We start from the raw sequence: 20,270 nt of genomic DNA on the forward strand, positions 1-20,270 counted from the left end.
GTTTTTTTTATCTTTACAAAAATACCATACATGCATAAAGATCCATTACACGGTGTAACACTTCAACAAGTATTAGAAGAAATGGTTGATTTCTTTGAAGGGTGGGAGCCAATGGCTAAAGAAATACCTATTAATTGCTTTAAAAGCAATCCTAGTATTAAATCATCGCTTACTTTTTTACGTAAAACGCCTTGGGCACGTGAAAAGGTAGAGCAATTGTATGTAAAAATTCATCCGTTTTTAGCTAAAAACAAAAAATAGCTTTTTATTTTGCTTTTACAAAGATAGAAAAGGCTCTGTTTTTATTGGTACTGGTTGATATGGTGCTTGTTTTACCATCTTTCCAAATTTTAGGAACAAAATAGTCTTTTGCTACGTCTTCTTCTTCATACAAACAATATAAAGATTCTTTATAAACGTAAAAATCGTTTAAAAACTTATGATTGTTGCTTTGTAAAATGCTTACTTGTGTGCTGTTTTTATAAAAGTGGAATTGAGTATCATCAGCATTTATATATTGTGCTACGGCTGTATACATATTGCCCGTTTCTGTTAATCTAAAAATAGGAAAACTTGCTTGTTTGTCTATAATTAGGGTATGTATTAAGTTATCGTTCTTAAAAATGCGGTATTGAATGTTGTTGCTGGTTATTTTTTTTGCACCTACTACAAATCGATCGTTATTTAGGTAATCAACAAACACAAACTCGTCCATTTCGGCTTGTATTGCTTGTGTATTAACCAATTGATTGTTTTTCCATAAGCGTGCCGCTGTTTTATTAACACCTGTATCTACAGATCCGGCTATAAAAACATCATTATTTACTACTTTAAACTGCGTAAAGGTATTAATGCCCGGAGAACTTGTTTGTAATACTGTATTGTTTTTCCAAATGCGTTGGGTGTATTTTGGTTCTGATGATTGATCGTGTAAAATATATACATTACTGCTATTTACAAACAATTGATTGCTATAACTGGTGGCACTTGCTTGCGGATAACGTATAATTTTATTGTTTTTCCAGGCGCAAAGTATTAAACCTTCGTAACCTGATGCATATACATCGTTTCCTTCAACAAAAACATTACTTGCCTCGGTACTTAAGTTTTCATTACTTTCTAAAATGCTTAAATCGCCGTTTTTCCAAATAACATGTTGCTGTTTACCGTTAATAGTTTCCCAACCGCTTACATATACTTCTCTATCGGGTAAATAAATCTCAGAAAGATTGTTTTCCTCATTATTCCCTGGGTTATTATCATCTTTACATGCAACAGTAACGCATAATAGTACTGCTAAAACAATTTTCTTCATTCTATTTTCTTTTTTGTAGCCTTTAATACCTAAAAGTAACATCTTTAAATAGAAAACAAAAACAAATAAAGAGGTATTGTTGAACTTAAGTGAGATTTACAATGCGATTGATTAAAGCATCGGTTTCATCTTCAAAAGAAATGTTGGTAATATGGTTGGTTGCAATCCATTGTTTTAAATCTTGAGCATCTAACTGTTCATTTCCCATTACACCCAATTGTTTTAATGCCATATAATTGCAATATTGCTCAAACTGTCCCTTTATAGGTATTACGTACAACATTTTTTGCAGATGCAATACTTCGGCAGGAAATTCAAAACCAGCACCGCATAATACACCTTTGGCTGTTGCTAAGTATGATGTAAAAAGCTTTTCATCGATAGGAAAAAACGTACAATTGCTTTGTTTTTTAGATGTTTTGCTAAAAGGCGAGAAAATAATCCAATCAATTCCTTTGATTTGAGAAAGGGTTTGATAAATTTTTTCGTTATTAAAACTAGGCAAGTATACAAGAAAATATTCTTCGGTACCTGTTTTTAAATTTCGAATAGATTCTCGCAAAATTGGGTAATAAATAGAGTCATCGTATTTGGTGAAATGAAAACCAAACGATTTTTGAATAGGCGCATATTGTTGTAAAATCATTTTACTAAAATGATGCTTGGTATTGGGTTTAGGCGCTAAATTATGAAGTACAGCTGCCTGATGACTTAACCCTATTATGTTTTGATGACGTAGTTTTGCGGCATAAGCAGTTATGGGTTCAAAATCGTTTACAATTAAATCGTAATCTTGCACCGGACAGCTTTTGATTGATTTTATAAAATGAAATAACGAGTTTTTTTGAATGATTTTTTTGTAGTTTAATCCTCCTTTTTTAGAATAAAATAATGATATACCTTTGTTTTGTGTTGCTTTTTCATTTAATAGCAGCTGAGAGTTTTGTCCCGACACAAAAACATCTACTTGTGCGTGTTCTTTAAGTTTTGGTATTAAAACATTGGCACGTGCTATGTGCCCGTTGCCTGTTGCTTGTAATGCGTATAGTATTTTCATTTAAAAAGTAGTTCAAGGGAATTGTAAAGAGGATCGATTTCTTTTGAAGGTTCATCAATTTGCTGCATTAAGTTGGCAAAAACATCGTTTTCATAGTAATAAATCTCCCACTCATTGTTATTGTACTCTAAAGCTGTTAGGTTTTCAATCCAATCGCCCGAGTTTAAATACAAACAAGAACCTTTATTGGTAGCTACTACTCGTTTTTGAGGTTGATGAATGTGTCCGCAAATAACATAGTCAAAATGATTTTCAATGGCTAGTTCAGAAGCAGTTTGTTCAAAATCGCCAATGAATTTTACAGCTTTTTTTATGTTGTTTTTAATTTTTTTAGAGAACGAATATTTTTCTTTACCCAATTTTCCAAGTACCCAGTTTGATAAATTGTTTAAGCGGATAAGATAATCATAACCAATACCGCCTAATTTGGCAATCCATTTACTGTGTTGAACCGATGAATCAAAAACATCGCCATGAAAAACCCATGTTTTTTTACCATCTAATTCAAAAATGTATTTATCGGCTAATTGTATCTTTCCAAAAGTCATAGGTGAGAATTTTCGTAGAAATTCATCATGATTTCCCGTTAAATAAATAACCTGACAGTTTGATAATGATAGGTTTAAAATATATTTAATAACTTCTAAATGACTTTCTGGGAAGTAACTTTTCTTAAATTGCCAAATGTCAATAAAATCGCCATTTAAAATCAATACTTTTGGATCAATCGATTTTAAATAATTTAAAAGTTCTTTGGCTTTACAACCGTAAGTTCCTAAATGGGTGTCTGAAATTACAGCAACTTCTACACGTCTTTTCATACAAACTAAATTTATTGAAAAGTAGTTTGCTAGTGTAAAATTACAGTTTGTAAATAGTTATGTTTTTAAGAAGAAATAAACATTTTTGCATTAATAATAGGGTAAAATAGCTACTTTTGATGTAAATAAACGATAGATGAAAAGTTTTTTTACACTGATAATATGCTTGTTTGGTTTGTTGCTAAACGCTCAAAATAGATTTACGCAAATTATTGATGCTTCTGAATATAGTGCTACTACAAATGATTTAGAAAGATGGAATACGCTTGATTTTTCATCTTTAATTAAAGGAATGCCAGATACGCATCCGTTAGGTGTTATTGGTGATGGTTATAGACGTATTCAAATTAAAATTGTTGAGGTTACAAAAAATACTACACGTAAGAATGAATACCATATTAAAGGAAAATCGAAAGTAGGCAACAATATAGAAGTTTTTGAAGGTGTGCTTACCTTGCAAAATATCCGACAAATTAAACCACGTACATTAGAAGAGCATGCGGTTTCATTACCAAGCATTTATGAAGGCGTTGTAACGGGTGTTTACGAGTTTAAAGAACCAACCAATACAGAACATTCGGGTATTTTTAAAGGAACCTACCAAGGAATGTTTCAAATTACAGAAGAAAAGGAATTGTTTTACAACGATTTAGATTTGTATCGCGATAGTTATTTAAACAATGTATTTGAAGGTACGTGGACAGATTATAAAACAAACGATGTGAAGCTTTGTAAATGGGCCGATTTTAGAGTACCTAATGTTGCTGCCGATTTTGATTTAGGCGCAGGCGAATTTAGTCCTAATGAAAAGTACAATAATAAAGGTTGGAAAACCTACAACGATGCTTACTTACATAACAACTCAAAAGCGATAGCAACCGAAGAGGAAATTTGGTGGGAATAGTTAAACCGTTTTGAAATAATCATTTGTTTTTTTCTTTCTAAAGGTGTTTTATATAACTTAAATTATACTATTTTTATACATTCAACGTTTTTAAGGTTCAATAAGCACAATATGAAATTCCTTTATACTTTTTTCTTTTTAATGGTATCATTCGTTTCTTTTTCGCAAGGTAATCCTTTGTGGAAAGGATATTATTCTTACCAAGAAACAAAAGCCATTGAAAAAGATGATCAAAATATATACATTGCTACCAGTAACAGTGTTTTTGCTTACAATCAGTATTCTAAAGAAACCGAAATTTACAATACTATTTCAGGTTTAAAAATTGAAGATATTCATGCTTTGGCATATGCTAAAGATTATAAAAAATTAATTATTGGTAGTACTAACGGAAAAGTTGCCATTATTGATTTAGCTACTGATAAAATATATCATTTAAATGATATTTACAATAAAACAGCAATTCCTGACAATCAAAAAAAGATTAATAAAATTACTATTCATGCAGGGTACGCATACTTAGCAACGGGTTACGGAGTAACAGCTGTTCGTTTAAATGATAATCATTTTGGCGATACTTTTTATATTGGTGTTGCTGGTGAAATGGTTAATGTAAGTAATGTAGCTGTTTTAAACAATCAGTTGTATGCCGCAGTTACTAATGAAGGTATCAAAAAGGCATCAATCAATAGTAATTTAATTGATTACAACAGTTGGCAAGTTGTTGATTTTAGTAATTGGATTGATTTGGTGTTGTTTAACAATCAATTAGTTGGTGTTAAGGAAGATTTGTCTTTAAATACAATTTCTGCATCAAACCAAATTACAAAAATTGATGTAGTTTGGGATGGATTTTTGAAATTAGCAGTATCAAGTGATATCCTTATTGAAATTACACATGAAGCCGCACGCTTAAGATCTTCTGACTTAGGTGTATACAATGAGTTTGTTTTTTCTTTAGCTGATAAAGGTGGTGTTAATGATGCTACTTTTGCTAATGGAAATTACTTTATGGCAACTAAAACACAAGGGGCATTAAAGGTTCCTTATGAAAATAAAGAGAATATTGAAAATGTTTCACCTAAAGGACCTATAAGTAATGATGTGTCATCTGTTACATTAAATAATAGCGATTTATGGATGACTTTTGGTGGATATGGCATAAACATGGATCCATATAAACCAAACGGTTTAACTAAATATGGTATAAGTGTGATGAAGAATCTGCAAACATGGCAAGAAATTTCATCAAACAGTTTAAATCAATTAAAATCAACAGTTAATGTAAGTTTTAATCCTCAAAAGCCAAATATAGCTTATATAAGTACTTTTCATGACGGATTTGCTTTGTATGATGAGACAAACAAGCAGGTTAGTATCTTAAACCAAACAAATTCACCCCTACAACAAGTAAGAGTATTTTCATCACAAAATGAGTATGTTGAAGTGGAAGGCGATGTGCGTGTATATGGTGTTTCGTATGACAGAAATGGAAATGGCTGGTTTACAAATGAATTAGCTATGCCTTTTTTAGGGTCAATAGATAAAAATAATCAGATTCAGTTTTATAATGTAAGTGTTTTTTCAGGTAATTCTGAATTGTTCCATGATGCTTTTTTTGCTCCAATTATTGATAAAAATAGTACAAAATGGATTGTAAGTAAATTAAATGGATTGATAGCTTTTAATGAAACAAAGAATAACAAATCGATGCTTATCGATTCAAAAAATAACCTGCCTTCAAATATTGTTAAATCTATTGCTTTGGATTACGACAATAAGTTGTGGATTGGTACTTCAAAAGGAATTAGAGTAATTAATAACGTAGATCAGTTTTTAACTGCTTCTCAGTTATCACCTGCAAACATTGTAATTGAAGATGAGGGTAAGGCGCAAGAATTGTTTTTTGAGCAAGATGTTTTGGCGATAACAGTTGACGGCTCTAATAACAAATGGGTTTCTATTGCCGATTCTGGTGTTTTCTTAATCTCAGGGTCTAATTATGAAACCATTTACAAGTTCACCAAAGAAAATTCACCATTACCAAGTAATAACATTGATGCTATAACAATTGAAGGTTCAACAGGTGAGGTGTTTTTTGTTTCTAGAAGCGGAGTTGTATCTTTTAAGAATTTTGCTACAACACCTACCGCAAATTTAGATCATATTAAAGTATATCCAAATCCAGTAAAACCAGGTTACACAGGCGATGTTAAAATTGCTGGATTAACATCAAACGCTAATGTGAAAATAACCGATGTAGCGGGTAATTTAGTTTATGAAACAAAATCATTAGGCGGAACTGTTACATGGAATACTTTAAGTTTTTCGGGTTCAAAAGTACCTTCTGGAGTTTACATGATTTTTGTTAGCTCTGAAGATGGAACTTTAGACGGAGTCAAAAAAGTAATGATTATTCGTTAATGCAAGTTAAAACAGAAATAATTGTTTTAAGCGCATTGCGGTATCAAGAAAAAAGTTTGGTTGTTAAGAGTTTTACAAAGGATTTTGGACTCAAAACGTATTTTATTCGCAATGCTTTTGGAACAAAAAACAAAGCTTTAAACAGCGCTTATTTTCAGCCTTTAAATTTATTGTTTGTTGATGCAACTCATAAAAACAAAGAATCTTTAGAATATATTAATGAGCTTAAATTGGCTTATGCTTATCAAACTTTTGCAACTGATTTTTATAAAAATTGTGTAGCTGTTTTTTTGGCCGAAGTATTAGCCAATAGCTTAAAGGATGAGCAAGTAAATAAAGCCTTGTTTCTGTATTTAAAAACGGCTTTGATATGGTTTGATGAACATGATTTTACACCAAACTTTCATTTGTGGTTTTTATGGAATCTAACTAAATATTTAGGTTTTTTTCCTAATAAGGAAAATATAAAAGGAGTTTATTTTAACCCTGTAGATGGAACTTTTGGTTCTGAGTTTACACCTTTATGTTTTAATGAAGACGAAACTTCTTTATTTAAAAAGTTGTTTGATGTTTCGTTAAACGATAATAGAATAATAACAAACAACGCTGAACGCAGAGGGTTGCTTAAATTGATATTACGCTATTATGAAATTCACATTGCGCAATTCAAACAAATAAAATCAATAGAAATTTTACCCGAATTATTTCAATAAAAAAAGCGTTCAACAGAACGCTTTTTTATTTTTTATTAGAAACGGTATCCAATATTAATACCTGCATTTAATTCAATTCCTGCAAATTCATCAATAACTTCATCGCTAAAATTACGTCCAATGTTTATAAATGGAGAAACTGTAAAAGCATCATTTTTAACTAATTTGTAACCAGCACCAACACCTAAAATAAAAGCATTCATATCGGTTGTTTTGTTTTGATAAACTCCTTTTGCTACTTCTTCAGCATGTTCGTAATCACCAAAACGATACTTTAAGAAAGGTTGTGCGTAAAAGCCAGAAGCGTGCTCACCTTCTTTTCCACCAAAATAAAAACTATAGTTTACAGCAATAGCATTGGTGTTAAACTGTTTGAATTTATCGGCTTTTTTGTTTTGCCCGAAATAAGAAAAACGATCGTTAATCATTAAATCAACACCAATTGATTGATCTTGATCAATAAAATGTTCGTAACCAATTTCAATAGATTGATTTACAATAGTATTAAAAATGTTTAATTCTACTTCGTTTAACGCTTGTGCTTGTACATTTGCAGTACCAATTAAAGCGCAAATAACTAATGCTAATCTTTTCATAATCATGATATTTTTGGCAAATATAAAGTTTTTATGTTTAATTTCTACCTTTTTCGTTAGGATATAGACTAGGTAAAACATCACTTTGCCAATATTCTTTTGTATTTACGTTTAAAATGGACAATTTACCTGTAAAAGCAGCTCCGGTATCTATGTTCCAAACGTTAGCAAAATTCATTGGTGCCGATGCTCCAAAACGGATAACAGGCGTGTGCCCCACAAAAATTTCTTTATATAGTTTTAATCGTCCTGGATAGCGTACATCATTGGTGCTTAAGTTACCTTCTACAGCCATGGCGGTTTCCCATAAAGTTCTATCCCACCAAAGCATGCCTCTAAAGTACTCAAATGTTACGCCTTTTAAATGAGTAAAACCAGCATGTACAAACAAGCGGTTTTCATCATCAATATAAAACTCGTTTAAATTTTCTAAAAAAGTTATGTGTTTTTCTATGGTTTTTAATGGTATGTTTTGATAAGCTTGTACACTAACTTCGCCGCCATGAAAGCGCCAAAGTTCATTATCGTCTTCTTTACGCAACCATTTTAATAGCATTTCTTCATGATTACCTTGCATAAAAATACACTTCTGTTTTGTTGCAAGATCTATTAAAAAATCAATTACTTTAGGTGTTTCGCTCCATCCATCAGCATAATCGCCTAAGAAAATTAGGGTGTCGTTTGGGGTTACGTTGGCTCTCTCTAAAACTTGTAGCAGGGCTTTTAAACCACCATGAATATCGCCAATAACATAGGTATTAGTCATTTTGAGTTTCGTATTTCAATTTTCGAAGTATACGCATTACTTCTTTAAATGAGGTGTATAAAAAGGTAAATTTAGCATTTTTAAACACTTCTTTATGATTAATTAATAAATCTTTGGCATGTTGAAAACCGTGAAGGTAGCACAACATTAAAGAATAGCAAAGGTTTTGTAAATCGTTTTGTTCCGTTTCGGTTAATTTTCTATTGTTACTTAATTTATCTAATAATGAAACGTAATAATTGTATAAATGATGCAAATGTTTTTTATCAATATAAGGGGTTTTAAAAACAATTTCTGATGTAATTTGATATGTCATTTCATCATTAAAAATAATTTTCTGAATACTAAACGGAATGTATCTGTTGTTTTTACGAAAGCCAATTTTTACATATTCGGTAATCACAAACTCATTTTCGTTGTAAGTAATGCTCACTTCATCTAAAGCCGAATAAAAAAGCTTTACTTGTTCGTTAATTAGCTCAATATCAACTCTTGATAAATAGGTTTCGCCTTTTTTGATTTTCTCAATTCCCGCCCAACACAACGTAAAGTATTCTTTAAAAACCTGATATTTAGGTTTCATATCGGGGTGCGTTTTGGTGATAAATTGCAAAACACTATCTATGGTATTCTTTAAATTGGTAACCGATGCTTTTTGAATGCTGTCAACAATAGCTTCGTTATTAACTTGCGGAGTAAGATATTGCGGGTGTGAAATACTGCCAATTCTTGAGAATGAGAAGCCTTCTTCAATGGTATAAATGCGTTTTTTAAAGTAACTTTTGCCTTTTTTAGGAAAAATAGTAACCAACCCAACCACCATTCCGTTTTTTAAATGCGGAAAAACTACATTGTCGTACTGAATTTGGGGTGGATTTTCTAAATAGGCATTAATAAGGTTTTGAATATGACTGTCATCGTAGAAATCAACGCCCATGATGGTGTTTCGTTCATCTTCAATTCCCACCAAAATAAACGATTGATTAGTAGGATTTGAATTAGAAAGCGAACAAACATGCTTTAAAAATTTGGCTTTACCCTCTAAAGTATGTAAGTTTAGCTGCTGTTTCTTATCAAAGAAACTATTCTCGGTATGATGCGCTATTAAATTTTTAATAAGTAGGCGTTTGTTTATCACAATTCGTGGTTTTATCTTAAAATTATAAAAAGAAAATGATAATACATACTTAAATCTCTTTTTCAATGGTGTATTTTAACCATTTGTTAACAAGTTAAGAGAATAAAATTTAATCAATTTGTACAAGAAATAATATAGAACAGAAATATAGATAATGGAAGCATCAACAGCTACTACAGACATTCGCTCTATCAATGATAAAATTGAGCGTGAAAGTGCATTTATTGATCTGCTAATTGCCGAGATGAACAAAGCAATTGTGGGGCAAAAGCACATGATTGATCGTTTGTTGATTGGTTTATTAGGGCAAGGACACATTTTATTAGAAGGTGTGCCAGGTTTAGCTAAAACATTAGCAATTAACACACTTTCGCAAGCAGTTCACGGATCGTTTAGTCGTATACAGTTTACACCCGATTTATTACCTGCCGATGTAGTGGGTACTATGATTTACAATGTAAAGGAAAACGATTTTCGTATTAAAAAAGGACCTGTATTTGCTAACTTTATTTTAGCCGATGAGATTAACCGTGCGCCTGCAAAAGTGCAATCGGCTTTGTTAGAGGCTATGCAAGAAAAGCAAGTTACTATTGGCGATACTACGCATAAATTACAAAAACCATTTTTGGTAATGGCAACACAAAACCCAGTTGAGCAAGAAGGAACATATCCGTTACCAGAAGCACAAATGGACCGTTTTATGCTAAAAACCGTTATTGATTATCCTAAGTTAGAGGAAGAGCGCTTGGTTATTCGTCAAAACCTTGCAGGTACAACGCCTACCATTAATCCGGTGGTTTCTATGGAGCAAATTTTACGTGCGCAACAAACCGTAAAAGAGGTGTACATGGATGAAAAAATAGAGAAATATATCTTAGATATCATTTTTGCAACGCGTTATCCAGAGCAATTTAAATTAGAAAGCTTAAAGCCTTATATTAGCTACGGTGCATCGCCTCGTGGATCTATCAACTTAGCAAACGCAGCAAAATGTTACGCTTTTATTCGCCGTCGTGGGTATGTAATTCCAGAAGATGTGCGTGCGGTTGTGTTAGATGTACTGCGCCACCGTATTGGTATTACGTATGAAGCAGAGGCTGATAATATTACAAGCGTAGACATCATCAATAAAATTGTAAACGAAATTGAAGTGCCTTAATTTTTTGTTTCATGTTTAAAGTTTCGCGTTAAAGCAACCTGAAACAAAAATAACCTGAAACCTGAAGCAAAGAAAAATGGAAACAAAAGAAATTTTACAAAAGGTTCGAAAAATCGAAATTAAAACCCGTCGATTAAGCGATCACATCTTTTCAGGCGAATATCATACTTCGTTTAAAGGAAAAGGTATGTCGTTTGCCGAAGTGCGTCAATACCAATACGGTGATGATATTCGTGCGATTGATTGGAATGTAACAGCGCGTTACAGTGAGCCTTACGTAAAGGTTTTTGAAGAAGAACGCGAGTTAACATTGATGTTAATGGTAGATGTTAGCGGATCGCAAGATTTTGGATCTACCGATCAATTTAAGCGAGATATTGTAACCGAAATTGCTGCAACTTTGGCTTTTTCTGCCACTACAAATAATGATAAAATTGGATTGATTTTATTTTCAGATCAAATTGAATTGTTCATTCCACCTAAAAAAGGAAAATCGCATATTTTAAGAATCATTCGCGAGTTAATTCAGTTTCAACCAAAAAGTAATCAAACCAATATTGGTCAGGCATTTGAATATCTATCAAAAGTAATGAAGAAAAAAGCCATTGTTTTTGTGCTTTCAGATTTTATGACCAAAGATTACGATCGTATTTTACGTATTGCTGCCAAACGCCACGATGTTACAGGTATTAAAGTGTACGATGAACGCGAGGTAAACTTAAATAATATAGGATATGTTTTAATGCAAGATGCTGAAACGGGCGAAGCAATGTATGTGAACGCTGGCGATGCTGAGGTGCGTAAAACATACCGAGAACATTACGAAGATTTAGAAACATATTTTACACAAACTTTTACAAGAAGTGGTGCTGGTTTTATAAAAACACGCACCGATGAAAGTTACGTTAAAAAACTATTAGCTTATTTTAAAGCACGTTAATATGAACAAATTATTAGTTGCGTTATTTTTTAGTTTAGGTACTTGGGTAGGTTTTGCACAGGTAACATCTAACGTAGACTCAACTCAAATTAAAATAGGATCTGCTTTTAATTTAACCCTAAAAGCTACTACAAATGAAGGCAGTAAAGTTGTTTTTCCAAATCAGCAAACCATTGGTCCGTTTGAGGTTTTAGAGCAATCTAAAATCGATACCGTTAAAAACAGCAATCAGTTAGAGTTAACTAAAAAATATACGTTAACCCAATTTGATGCGGGTGATTATGTACTGCCTCGTTTATCGGTTTATGTTGATGGTAAAAATCATCAAACCAACTTGTTTAACATTAAGGTAAACGATGTGGTTGTTGATACTTTAAAGCAACCTATGTACGATATTAAAGCGCAAATTGGTGGCGAAACCGATACAGATACACTTTGGAAATACTTACTTGCTTTAGTGCTTTGCGTTTTAGCGGGTGTTGCAGCTTACTTTATCATTAAACGCTTGCAACAAAAGAATTTAACCGAGGAGGATTTATACAAAACGCCTTTAGAAAAAGTGACTAAAAAGTTACAGTTGTTAGATTCTAAGCGATTGGTTTTAAATGGCGATGTAAAGTCGTATTATTCTGAAATGACCGATGTTATTAGAGATTATATTGAAGAAGTTTTTGAAATTCCTGCCAAAGAATCTACTACATCAGAATTGGTGCAACATTTATTAAAAACGGTACAAACTAAGAAAATACAGTTAAGCAAAGAATCTATTAACGATTTAAAACGAGTACTACAAGCCGCCGATTTGGTAAAATTTGCTAAATCAGAACCTATGATGAACGAAATTGAACAAGATCGTAAGACATCAGAAGTGGTTTCGGTTTCTATTGATAAAGCCATTCCTCGTTTTTCTGAAGAACAATCAGAAAGAGTGAAGTTACGCGAGCGTCGTTTTAAAAAGCGCAAGCAAATGCGTACTTGGATTCCTATTGGGCTTACAGCCGTTTTGTTTTTAACAACAGGAATTGTGTATATTGTTCAAGCAGTTCGTTCAGGTGCAGAATGGAGTATGTTTGCATCGAACAAAAGTTTGTACGAGCGTGAGTGGGTAACATCTGATTACGGATATCCAGCAGTTGTTTTAAGTACTCCAGAAGCGTTAACTCGAGTTCAATTACCTCAATCCGATAAAGAAAAAACAGCATCTGCTACGGCATCTTTTGTGTATAGCAATTTAAAAACGCAGCTTATTGTGGCGGTTTCAACCACTGCTACTAAAACGGATTCTCTAAATTTAGAAGATGTTTTAAAACGCAAATTGCAGTTGGTAGGTACACAATACGGTGCAAAAGATGTTACATCAAATGCAGAACAGTTCACGTTGGATGGCGTTAAAGGAATAAGAGGCACAGGTACTTTTACTGCAAATAACTTTATATCAGGTGAAGCAATAAAATTACAATATGATATCTATATTTTTGCACAACAAAGTGGTATTCAAGAAGTAGCCGTTCTGTTTAAAGAAGGGGATGAATACGGTGCAAAAATCGATCAAAAAATTATTGAATCTATTCAATTAAATGTAGCAAAACCAAATGAGTAATATAACCTTTTTAAATCCAAATTATTTCTGGTTGTTATTGCTTTTACTGCCCTTGGGTTGGTATTGGTATGCAAACAGAAAAAACGAAAAAGTACCTGTAAAAATTAGTTCAATAGAAGGTTTTAAAAGCAAAGAAACCTTGCTAACAAAGCTATATCCGTTACTTTTTTTATTAAGAGCTGTTGCTTTTGTTGCATTAATAGTAGCATTGGCAAGACCGCAAACGGTTGATAAAAGCACCAAATCTAAAATTACAAACGGAGTTGATATTGTTTTAGCAACCGATGTTTCGGGGTCGATGTTATCGCGCGATTTAAAACCCAATCGTTTAGAAGCTTTGAAAAAAGTAGCTGCCGATTTCATTAAAGAACGTGTTGATGACCGTCTAGGAATTGTGGTCTACGCAGCCGAAGCATATACCAAAGCGCCCGTTACAAGTGATAAAGATATGTTGTTAAATCAATTGGCTGATATTAAATACGATCGTATCATTCAAGACGGAACCGGTATTGGTGTTGGTCTGGCTACAGCGGTTAATCGTTTAAAAGACAGTCAAGCCAAAAGTAAAGTGATTATTTTAATGACCGATGGTGTCAATAATTCAGGCTTAATTGATCCACAAATGGCTGCCGATATCGCCAAAGAATACAAAGTAAAAGTATACACTATTGGTATTGGTACTAACGGAATGGCAGAAACGCCTGTGGCTATTAATGCTAATGGTGATTTGCAATACAAGCGTATGAAAGTGGAAATTGATGAAGCTTTAATGAAAAGTATCGCCCAAAAAACAGGCGGTAAATATTTTAGAGCAACAGATACCAAACGTTTAGAAAATATTTACGACGAAATTAATCAATTAGAAAAAACAAAAGTCGATGAGCAAAAGTTTGTACAACGTACCGAATTGTTTCGTGCATTGGTTTTGCTAGCACTATTTTTATTGTTAGCCGAGTTTATTTCAAGAAAAACATTATTTAAAGGATTCGTATAAAATGTGGGGATTAGATACACCAAATTATTTTTACTTACTTGCGCTAATTGCATTAGTTGTAGTAGTATATCTATGGAATACCGCATGGAAACGTAAAAAAATAGCAGAATTTGGTTCGGGTACTTATTTAAAGCGATTAGCACCCGAAGCATCAACAACAAGTAAACCATTTATTAAAATGATTTTGCTTGCAGTAACCGTTTTTGCATTGGTTATTGCGTTAGTAAATCCAAAATTCGGAACAAAAATAGAAACCGTAAAGCGCCAAGGTGTTGATATTGTTTTTGCAATTGATGTTTCTAAAAGTATGATGGCCGAAGATATTGCGCCATCGCGTTTGGGAAAATCAAAACAATTGGCAACGCAAATCATTAACAACTTAGCATCCGATCGTATCGGAATTGTAGGTTATGCAGGTTCGGCTTTTCCAATGTTACCCATTACAACAGATTACAGCATGGCGAAAATGTATATTAACGATATGCATACCGATATGGTTTCTAGTATGGGAACGGCGTTGCGCCAAGCTATTGAAGTAGGAAGTAATTATTTTGATGATCCTAAAACAAGCAAAGTAATGATTTTAATTTCGGATGGTGAAGATCACGGCGACGGAATTAGCGATGCAGTTGCTATGGCAAAGGATAAGGGTATTAAGATTATTACAATTGGAGTAGGAACGCCTGCTGGTGGTCAAATTCCAATCAAACAAAACGGCAAAGTAATCGATTATAAAAAGGATACTGACGGAAGCGTTGTTGTGACCAAATTAAACGACGCTACTTTAAAAGATATTCCCAAAAATACAGGTGGTGTCTTTATGTACGGCGCTAAAACCGATGAGGTTTTAAAATTGGTAGATCAAACCTTACAAAAAATTGAAAAAACGGATTTTGAATCGCAACAAATAGCCGATTTTCAATCGCAATTTCAATGGTTCATTGGTTTGGCATTATTGCTTTTAATTATTGATAGTTTTGTGTTAGAACGCAGAACCGCTTGGATGAAAAAAATTAACTTATTTAACGAAAAATAGTAATGAAACACTTTTGGTATATCATCGTTTTACAAATCGTTATGCTAAATGCTGTTCAGGCACAATCGTATAAATCAACGTTAGCAAACGGTAATCAAAGTTTTGGAGTAAAAAATTACACCAAGGCAGAACAAACCTATCGCAAAGCATCGGCAAAAGATAAAGTTAATACAGCTTCTTTGTACAACAAGGCAAATAGTATTTACAAAATGCAATCGATGAACGAAGCAGTTTCGTCGTATCAAACAGCTTTAAAAAATGCGAAAACCAAAGAAGAAAAGCATCAAATTTTTCATAATATGGGCAATGCCTTTATGAAACAAAAAAATTATAGTGGTGCAGTAGAAGCTTATAAGAATGCATTGCGCAACAACCCAAATGACGAGCAAACACGTTATAATTATGCGTTAGCGAAGAAAATGCAAAAAGAAAATCCGGATCAAAATAAAGATAACAAGGATAATAAAGACAAAAAAGATCAGAATAAGGATCAAAACAAAGATCAGAAAGATAAAAACGATCAAAATAAGGATCAAGACAAAAAAGACCAGGATAAGAAAGATCCTAAAGACGATAAAGGAGATCAGGATAAAAAAGATCAGCAAGATCAAAATAAGGATGATAAAGGCGATAAGGATAAAGAACAGCCTAAGCCAAATCCGCAACAGCAAAAACAAAATCAGTCTAAGCAACAAATGGAAAACATGTTGAAGGCATTAGATAATCATGAGCAAGGCGTACGTGAGCGTATTCAAGGTCGTGAACAAAAAGGCAAGCCTGTTACAACCCCAACAACAAAAGATTGGTAATATGTTCAATAAACATTTCATATTTACAATAATAGCACTTTGTACAAGTTTGCTTTCTTTGGCACAGTTTCAGTTTAAAGCCGAGGTTAGTGGACAAAATATGGGGATTAATCAAGTAATCGAAGTTCGTTTTTCAATGAACGGCGATGGTGATAATTTTAAACGACCAACGTTTGATAATTTCACTATTTTAGGTGGTCCTAACCCAAGTGTAAGTTATGTTTCGGTAAACGGAAAAAACAGTATGACTAAGAGTTTTTCTTTCTTTATCCAACCAAAAAAGAAGGGAACTTTATTCATTGGTGCTGCTACTATTGAGTTTGAAGATAAAGTGTACAAAACGCAACCTATTACCATAAAAGTAGGCGATGCCGTTCAAGAACAACCACGTCAACAACAAAGAAATCGCGACCCATTTGCTGCATTTTTTGAGGAAGAAGAAGATTATTACAATCGTCAACGTCAGCAACAACAGCAATTGCCTAAAAATATGGGCGAAGGTATTCACTTAGTTGCCAAAGTTTCTAAAAGTAGTGCTTATTTAAATGAGCCTATTACGGTTGAGTATGGTTTGTATGTGAGTGATAGGGCAGGTTTTAACACAATGAATGTTAAGAACGCACCAAAGTATGAGAGTTTTTGGAATCATATGATTGAACAAAAAGAAATCCAAGTAACACGTGCTAATTTAAATGGAAAAAACTACCGATATATTGCATTGCAAAAAGCAGTTTTATTGCCTCAGAAGGAAGGGAATTTAAAGATAGATCCTTTAGAAATTGAATTAGATGAGCAATACATGACAGGTAGAACAGATGTTTTTGGTAGACCCGAAATTGGTATTCGCAAAAAAGTATATTCATCTGGTGCTAAAACCATTCAAGTAAAATCATTGCCATTAGATAAACAACCCGAAGGTTTTACAGGCGCAGTAGGTAGCTATACTTTTACCGCTAAGGCTAATAAAACATCAGTGAAAGCTAACGAACCTTTAGAATTAACATTAACGGTTCAAGGAAAAGGGAATTTAGATTTATTAACCTTACCAAAACCAGTTGCACCTAATGCTTTAGAGTTGTATGATCCTGAAAAAATAGACAAGGTAACCAAAAATATCTCGTCGGGGATGGAAGGTACTAAAGCAGAAAAATACATTGTGGTACCACAATACAAAGGCACATATACCATTGCGCCAATTACTTTTTCGTATTTTGATGTTGCCACTAAAGCGTACAAACAAATAACATCCGATTCTATTACTATTGAAGTAACCGAAGGACCAGAATTACCTACCAACGATACATTAAACAATAAAATAGAAGTAGTTAATAAGTTAGAAATGCAGCCATTACATAAGAAAGTAGAATGGTTTAATGGTAATTTCATAACACAGAATAAATCATTTTATGTTTGGTGGTTGGCTCCGTTATTAATTTTACCCGTTGTAATTGTTGCTAAAAGTAGAAATGATAAAAAAGCTAATGATGTAGCTGGTAATAAATTAAAAGCCAATAATAAGTTGGCTAAAAAGTACTTGTCTACAGCTAAAGATCAAATAGGTAATAAGGAAGCATTTTATGAAGCTTTAGAACGATGTTTACATAATTATTTAAAAGCGAAGTTAAAAATTGAAACCTCTGAAATGAGTAACGATACCATTACCGAATTGCTTCTTTCAAACGAAATTAAACAAGAAGATATTGCTACCTTTATAAGCATTAAAACTACTTGCGAAATGGCGCGATATGCTCAAATGGATATCCAAACCATGCAAAACGATTATAATTTAGCAGTTCAATTAATCAATTCAATCGATAAACAATTAAAAAAGTAATATGAAACAGTTAGTGCTACTTTTTTTAAGTTTCTGTTTTTTTAGCGTTGCAACAGCGCAAGAAAACAACGATGCTCTTTTTAATAAAGGCTTAAATGCGTTTGCAAGTAAAGATTACCAAACATCTGCAACTATTTTTAATGAATTGGTTAAGAAAGATTCGTTAAACGCAACCTTGCATTATAATTTAGGAACTTCTTATTTGCGTTTGCAAAAAACAGGTTTAAGTATTTACCACTTAGAAAAAAGTTTAAAATTACAACCCGATAATGAAGCAGCCCGGATTAATCTAAATTTTGCAGAAAAGTTAAAAACCAAAACCATAAAAGGCAATTTGCCAATACCGCAACAACAAATGTTGTATAGTGTTTTTCACTTTTTAAAACCCAATACATGGGCATATATGGCTATTGGTTTTACCTTTTTATCGGTTGTATTATGGTTAATATTTGGGTTTAATAATAATAGTTCAGCAAAAAAAATACTGTTTGGTACGGGTATATTCACTTTGGTTTTAAGCGTAAGTTGTTATTTCATCTCTAAAAATCAATCTAATTATTTACTAAAAAGTCAGTATGTAATTGTGAGTGATCCTCAGGTTAGTTTAATGGAAGAGCCAAGAGCGATTTCAAAAATTATCTCAACAATTGAAGAAGGCGAAAAAGCACTTATTAAAGAAGAAACCAATCAGTGGATTAAAGTACAGTTACCAAATGATACTTTAGGTTGGGTTGAAAAAAACAAAGTACAAACATTTTAAAGAAATAGTAAAAAGGATAAGATGAAAATCGAATCCTTTTTTTGTTTTAAATTTATAAAAAGAAGAAATCATGATACAAGACAGCACGCAATTGATATTAGAAACAGTACAAACATCGTTTATGAAATGGAAAGATTTTTCTTTAACTGATCGAATTTCCATTCTAAAAGATATTAAAAATCGATTGTTAGCAAACAAACACGAATACGCCCATGCTATAACAACCGATATGAACAAGCCTATAAAACAAGCTATAGCCGAGGTTGAAAAATGTGCCTATTTGTGTGATTATTATATTGAGAATGCAGCTGTTTTTCTAAAGGAACAAGAAGTAAAAACAGCTTGGAGTAAGAGTTACATCACTTTCCAACCTTTAGGTGTTTTATTAGGTGTAATGCCTTGGAATTTCCCTTTTTGGCAGGTGTTTCGATTTGTAATTCCTAGTTTAATGGTTGGTAATACGTTTGTGGTAAAACACGCAAGCAATGTGCCTTTAAGTGCTAAAGCGTTAGAAGATGTTTTTAACGTGCTATCGATTGATTTTCCTGTTTACAAAAATTTAGCTATTAAAAGTAGTGAAGTTGCTGAGGTAATTGCGAATCCAATAGTAAAAGCGGTTTCGTTAACAGGAAGTGAAGGTGCTGGAAGATCGGTTGCCGAAAATGCGGGAAAACATCTAAAAAAATGTGTGTTAGAGTTAGGCGGAAGTAATGCGTTTATTGTTTTAAACGATGCCGATTTGGAATATGCTGCCACCAAAGCAGTTACTGCACGCATGCAAAATGCGGGGCAAAGTTGTATTGCAGGTAAACGTTTTTTAATTCAAGAGGATGTTTATGAACAGTTTGTTGCGTTATTCAAACAAAAGATAGCAACACTTGTTACAGGCGATAAGTTTGATGATAAAGTTACTTTTGGCGCTATGGCTCGTGAAGATTTAGCACTAGAGTTAGAAGAACAAATGAACAAAAGCATTCAAATGGGAGCTGTTATTGAAATTGGTGGAAAAAGAAGAGGGGCCTTTTTTGAACCTACAATTCTTACCAATGTAACGGTAGATATGCCCATTTTTAAAGAAGAAACATTCGGACCTTTAGCTGCTGTACTACCTTTTAAAACCATTGATGACGCCATTGCTTTAAGCAATAATAGTAACTTTGGTTTAGGAGCTAGTATTTTTACCAATGATGTTACACAATTACAAAGTTATTTGCATTTGTTTGAAGAAGGCGCTTTGTTTATAAACGAAATGGTCATTTCAGATCCTCATGTACCTTTTGGAGGAATTAAAAATTCAGGTTACGGACGTGAATTGTCTCATTTTGCCTTGTATGAATTTGCCAATGTGCAATCAGTGGTTATCAAATAGTGATGAAATAGAAAAATCCCGAACTGTAATGGTTC

General features: G+C 32.9%; 19 protein-coding genes. 13 read left to right on the forward strand and 6 right to left on the reverse strand.

Annotated elements, in window-relative coordinates; genetic code table 11:
• Nucleotides 1–21 precede the first annotated feature (21 nt).
• Complete coding sequence (locus tag H1R17_RS05380; protein WP_163432819.1) at nt 22–261, forward strand: VF530 family DNA-binding protein; 240 nt, start codon at nt 22–24, stop codon at nt 259–261.
• A 4-nt stretch (nt 262–265) separates the two neighbouring features.
• Here the strand turns inward: H1R17_RS05380 and H1R17_RS05385 are convergent, their stop codons facing one another.
• From H1R17_RS05385 to H1R17_RS05395, 3 genes are all read right to left on the reverse strand, one after another.
• Entirely contained in the window at nt 266–1,315 is a 1,050-nt protein-coding gene (locus H1R17_RS05385) for a hypothetical protein (protein ID WP_163432783.1), read from the reverse strand.
• 85 nt (nt 1,316–1,400) lie between these two features.
• A complete protein-coding gene (locus tag H1R17_RS05390; protein ID WP_163432784.1) occupies nt 1,401–2,372 on the reverse strand; it encodes a glycosyltransferase family protein in 972 nt (323 codons plus the stop codon).
• Nucleotides 2,369–3,193 carry a UDP-2,3-diacylglucosamine diphosphatase gene (locus tag H1R17_RS05395; protein ID WP_163432785.1) on the reverse strand — a complete coding sequence of 275 codons (825 nt, stop codon included), beginning with the start codon at nt 3,191–3,193 and terminating at the stop codon, nt 2,369–2,371. Before H1R17_RS05395 ends, H1R17_RS05390 begins: the two co-directional genes overlap by 4 nt.
• A 136-nt stretch (nt 3,194–3,329) precedes the next feature.
• On the opposite strand from H1R17_RS05395, the gene H1R17_RS05400 reads away from it, so the two are divergent.
• From H1R17_RS05400 to recO, 3 genes are all read left to right on the forward strand, one after another.
• Nucleotides 3,330–4,097: a hypothetical protein gene (locus tag H1R17_RS05400; RefSeq protein WP_163432786.1), complete on the forward strand. Its 768-nt coding sequence runs from the start codon at nt 3,330–3,332 to the stop codon at nt 4,095–4,097.
• A 111-nt stretch (nt 4,098–4,208) separates the two neighbouring features.
• Nucleotides 4,209–6,521 carry a T9SS type A sorting domain-containing protein gene (locus H1R17_RS05405; RefSeq protein ID WP_163432787.1) on the forward strand — a complete coding sequence of 771 codons (2,313 nt, stop codon included), beginning with the start codon at nt 4,209–4,211 and terminating at the stop codon, nt 6,519–6,521.
• Nucleotides 6,521–7,234, forward strand: a complete 714-nt coding sequence (gene recO / locus H1R17_RS05410; RefSeq protein WP_163432788.1) for a DNA repair protein RecO — start codon at nt 6,521–6,523, stop codon at nt 7,232–7,234. Before H1R17_RS05405 ends, recO begins: the two co-directional genes overlap by 1 nt.
• Before the next feature lie 35 nt (nt 7,235–7,269).
• On the opposite strand, the gene H1R17_RS05415 is transcribed toward recO, so the two are convergent.
• From H1R17_RS05415 to H1R17_RS05425, 3 genes are read right to left on the reverse strand one after another with little or no spacing between them, the layout of a single operon-like run.
• Nucleotides 7,270–7,830, reverse strand: a complete 561-nt coding sequence (locus H1R17_RS05415; protein WP_163432789.1) for a DUF3575 domain-containing protein — start codon at nt 7,828–7,830, stop codon at nt 7,270–7,272.
• Between the two features lie 37 nt (nt 7,831–7,867).
• On the reverse strand, nt 7,868–8,596 hold the full coding sequence (locus tag H1R17_RS05420) for a metallophosphoesterase family protein (protein ID WP_163432790.1): 729 nt from the start codon (nt 8,594–8,596) through the stop codon (nt 7,868–7,870).
• Nucleotides 8,589–9,734, reverse strand: a complete 1,146-nt coding sequence (locus tag H1R17_RS05425; protein WP_163432791.1) for a DUF5929 domain-containing protein — start codon at nt 9,732–9,734, stop codon at nt 8,589–8,591. The genes H1R17_RS05420 and H1R17_RS05425 overlap by 8 nt, the downstream gene beginning before the upstream one ends.
• 154 nt (nt 9,735–9,888) lie before the next feature.
• Here H1R17_RS05425 and H1R17_RS05430 point away from each other — a divergent pair, with 154 nt between their 5' ends.
• The 9 genes from H1R17_RS05430 (at nt 9,889) to H1R17_RS05470 (ending at nt 20,235) form a co-directional block, all read left to right on the forward strand.
• Entirely contained in the window at nt 9,889–10,893 is a 1,005-nt protein-coding gene (locus H1R17_RS05430) for a MoxR family ATPase (protein ID WP_163432792.1), read from the forward strand.
• Between the two features lie 76 nt (nt 10,894–10,969).
• On the forward strand, nt 10,970–11,833 hold the full coding sequence (locus H1R17_RS05435) for a DUF58 domain-containing protein (RefSeq protein ID WP_163432793.1): 864 nt from the start codon (nt 10,970–10,972) through the stop codon (nt 11,831–11,833).
• Nucleotide 11,834: 1 nt separating this feature from the next.
• Nucleotides 11,835–13,433: a BatD family protein gene (locus tag H1R17_RS05440; RefSeq protein WP_163432794.1), complete on the forward strand. Its 1,599-nt coding sequence runs from the start codon at nt 11,835–11,837 to the stop codon at nt 13,431–13,433.
• Nucleotides 13,426–14,427 carry a VWA domain-containing protein gene (locus H1R17_RS05445; RefSeq protein ID WP_163432795.1) on the forward strand — a complete coding sequence of 334 codons (1,002 nt, stop codon included), beginning with the start codon at nt 13,426–13,428 and terminating at the stop codon, nt 14,425–14,427. The genes H1R17_RS05440 and H1R17_RS05445 overlap by 8 nt, the downstream gene beginning before the upstream one ends.
• A 1-nt stretch (nt 14,428) precedes the next feature.
• Nucleotides 14,429–15,463, forward strand: coding sequence for a VWA domain-containing protein (locus H1R17_RS05450; protein WP_163432796.1), 1,035 nt, complete (start codon nt 14,429–14,431; stop codon nt 15,461–15,463).
• A 2-nt stretch (nt 15,464–15,465) separates the two neighbouring features.
• A complete protein-coding gene (locus H1R17_RS05455; RefSeq protein WP_163432797.1) occupies nt 15,466–16,272 on the forward strand; it encodes a tetratricopeptide repeat protein in 807 nt (268 codons plus the stop codon).
• Nucleotide 16,273: 1 nt separating this feature from the next.
• Nucleotides 16,274–18,106: a BatD family protein gene (locus H1R17_RS05460; RefSeq protein WP_181729253.1), complete on the forward strand. Its 1,833-nt coding sequence runs from the start codon at nt 16,274–16,276 to the stop codon at nt 18,104–18,106.
• 1 nt (nt 18,107) lies between these two features.
• Nucleotides 18,108–18,866, forward strand: coding sequence for an SH3 domain-containing protein (locus tag H1R17_RS05465; RefSeq protein WP_163432799.1), 759 nt, complete (start codon nt 18,108–18,110; stop codon nt 18,864–18,866).
• 70 nt (nt 18,867–18,936) lie between these two features.
• Nucleotides 18,937–20,235, forward strand: a complete 1,299-nt coding sequence (locus H1R17_RS05470; RefSeq protein WP_163432800.1) for an NAD-dependent succinate-semialdehyde dehydrogenase — start codon at nt 18,937–18,939, stop codon at nt 20,233–20,235.
• Nucleotides 20,236–20,270: the final 35 nt, after the last annotated feature.

It is taken from the genome of Flavobacterium sp. xlx-214 (genome assembly GCF_013874595.1).
Lineage (GTDB): Bacteria > Bacteroidota > Bacteroidia > Flavobacteriales > Flavobacteriaceae > Flavobacterium.

What these genes read in the sequence shown, in the direction of transcription:
- H1R17_RS05385 (WP_163432783.1), bottom strand. Translation starts at nt 1,315, where the DNA reads ATGAAGAAAATTGTTTTAGCAGTACTATTATGCGTTACTGTTGCATGT.
- H1R17_RS05390 (WP_163432784.1), bottom strand. Translation starts at nt 2,372, where the DNA reads ATGAAAATACTATACGCATTACAAGCAACAGGCAACGGGCACATAGCA.
- H1R17_RS05395 (WP_163432785.1), bottom strand. Translation starts at nt 3,193, where the DNA reads ATGAAAAGACGTGTAGAAGTTGCTGTAATTTCAGACACCCATTTAGGA.
- H1R17_RS05400 (WP_163432786.1), top strand. Translation starts at nt 3,330, where the DNA reads ATGAAAAGTTTTTTTACACTGATAATATGCTTGTTTGGTTTGTTGCTA.
- H1R17_RS05405 (WP_163432787.1), top strand. Translation starts at nt 4,209, where the DNA reads ATGAAATTCCTTTATACTTTTTTCTTTTTAATGGTATCATTCGTTTCT.
- recO (WP_163432788.1), top strand. Translation starts at nt 6,521, where the DNA reads ATGCAAGTTAAAACAGAAATAATTGTTTTAAGCGCATTGCGGTATCAA.
- H1R17_RS05415 (WP_163432789.1), bottom strand. Translation starts at nt 7,830, where the DNA reads ATGAAAAGATTAGCATTAGTTATTTGCGCTTTAATTGGTACTGCAAAT.
- H1R17_RS05420 (WP_163432790.1), bottom strand. Translation starts at nt 8,596, where the DNA reads ATGACTAATACCTATGTTATTGGCGATATTCATGGTGGTTTAAAAGCC.
- H1R17_RS05430 (WP_163432792.1), top strand. Translation starts at nt 9,889, where the DNA reads ATGGAAGCATCAACAGCTACTACAGACATTCGCTCTATCAATGATAAA.
- H1R17_RS05435 (WP_163432793.1), top strand. Translation starts at nt 10,970, where the DNA reads ATGGAAACAAAAGAAATTTTACAAAAGGTTCGAAAAATCGAAATTAAA.
- H1R17_RS05440 (WP_163432794.1), top strand. Translation starts at nt 11,835, where the DNA reads ATGAACAAATTATTAGTTGCGTTATTTTTTAGTTTAGGTACTTGGGTA.
- H1R17_RS05445 (WP_163432795.1), top strand. Translation starts at nt 13,426, where the DNA reads ATGAGTAATATAACCTTTTTAAATCCAAATTATTTCTGGTTGTTATTG.
- H1R17_RS05450 (WP_163432796.1), top strand. Translation starts at nt 14,429, where the DNA reads ATGTGGGGATTAGATACACCAAATTATTTTTACTTACTTGCGCTAATT.
- H1R17_RS05455 (WP_163432797.1), top strand. Translation starts at nt 15,466, where the DNA reads ATGAAACACTTTTGGTATATCATCGTTTTACAAATCGTTATGCTAAAT.
- H1R17_RS05460 (WP_181729253.1), top strand. Translation starts at nt 16,274, where the DNA reads ATGTTCAATAAACATTTCATATTTACAATAATAGCACTTTGTACAAGT.
- H1R17_RS05465 (WP_163432799.1), top strand. Translation starts at nt 18,108, where the DNA reads ATGAAACAGTTAGTGCTACTTTTTTTAAGTTTCTGTTTTTTTAGCGTT.
- H1R17_RS05470 (WP_163432800.1), top strand. Translation starts at nt 18,937, where the DNA reads ATGATACAAGACAGCACGCAATTGATATTAGAAACAGTACAAACATCG.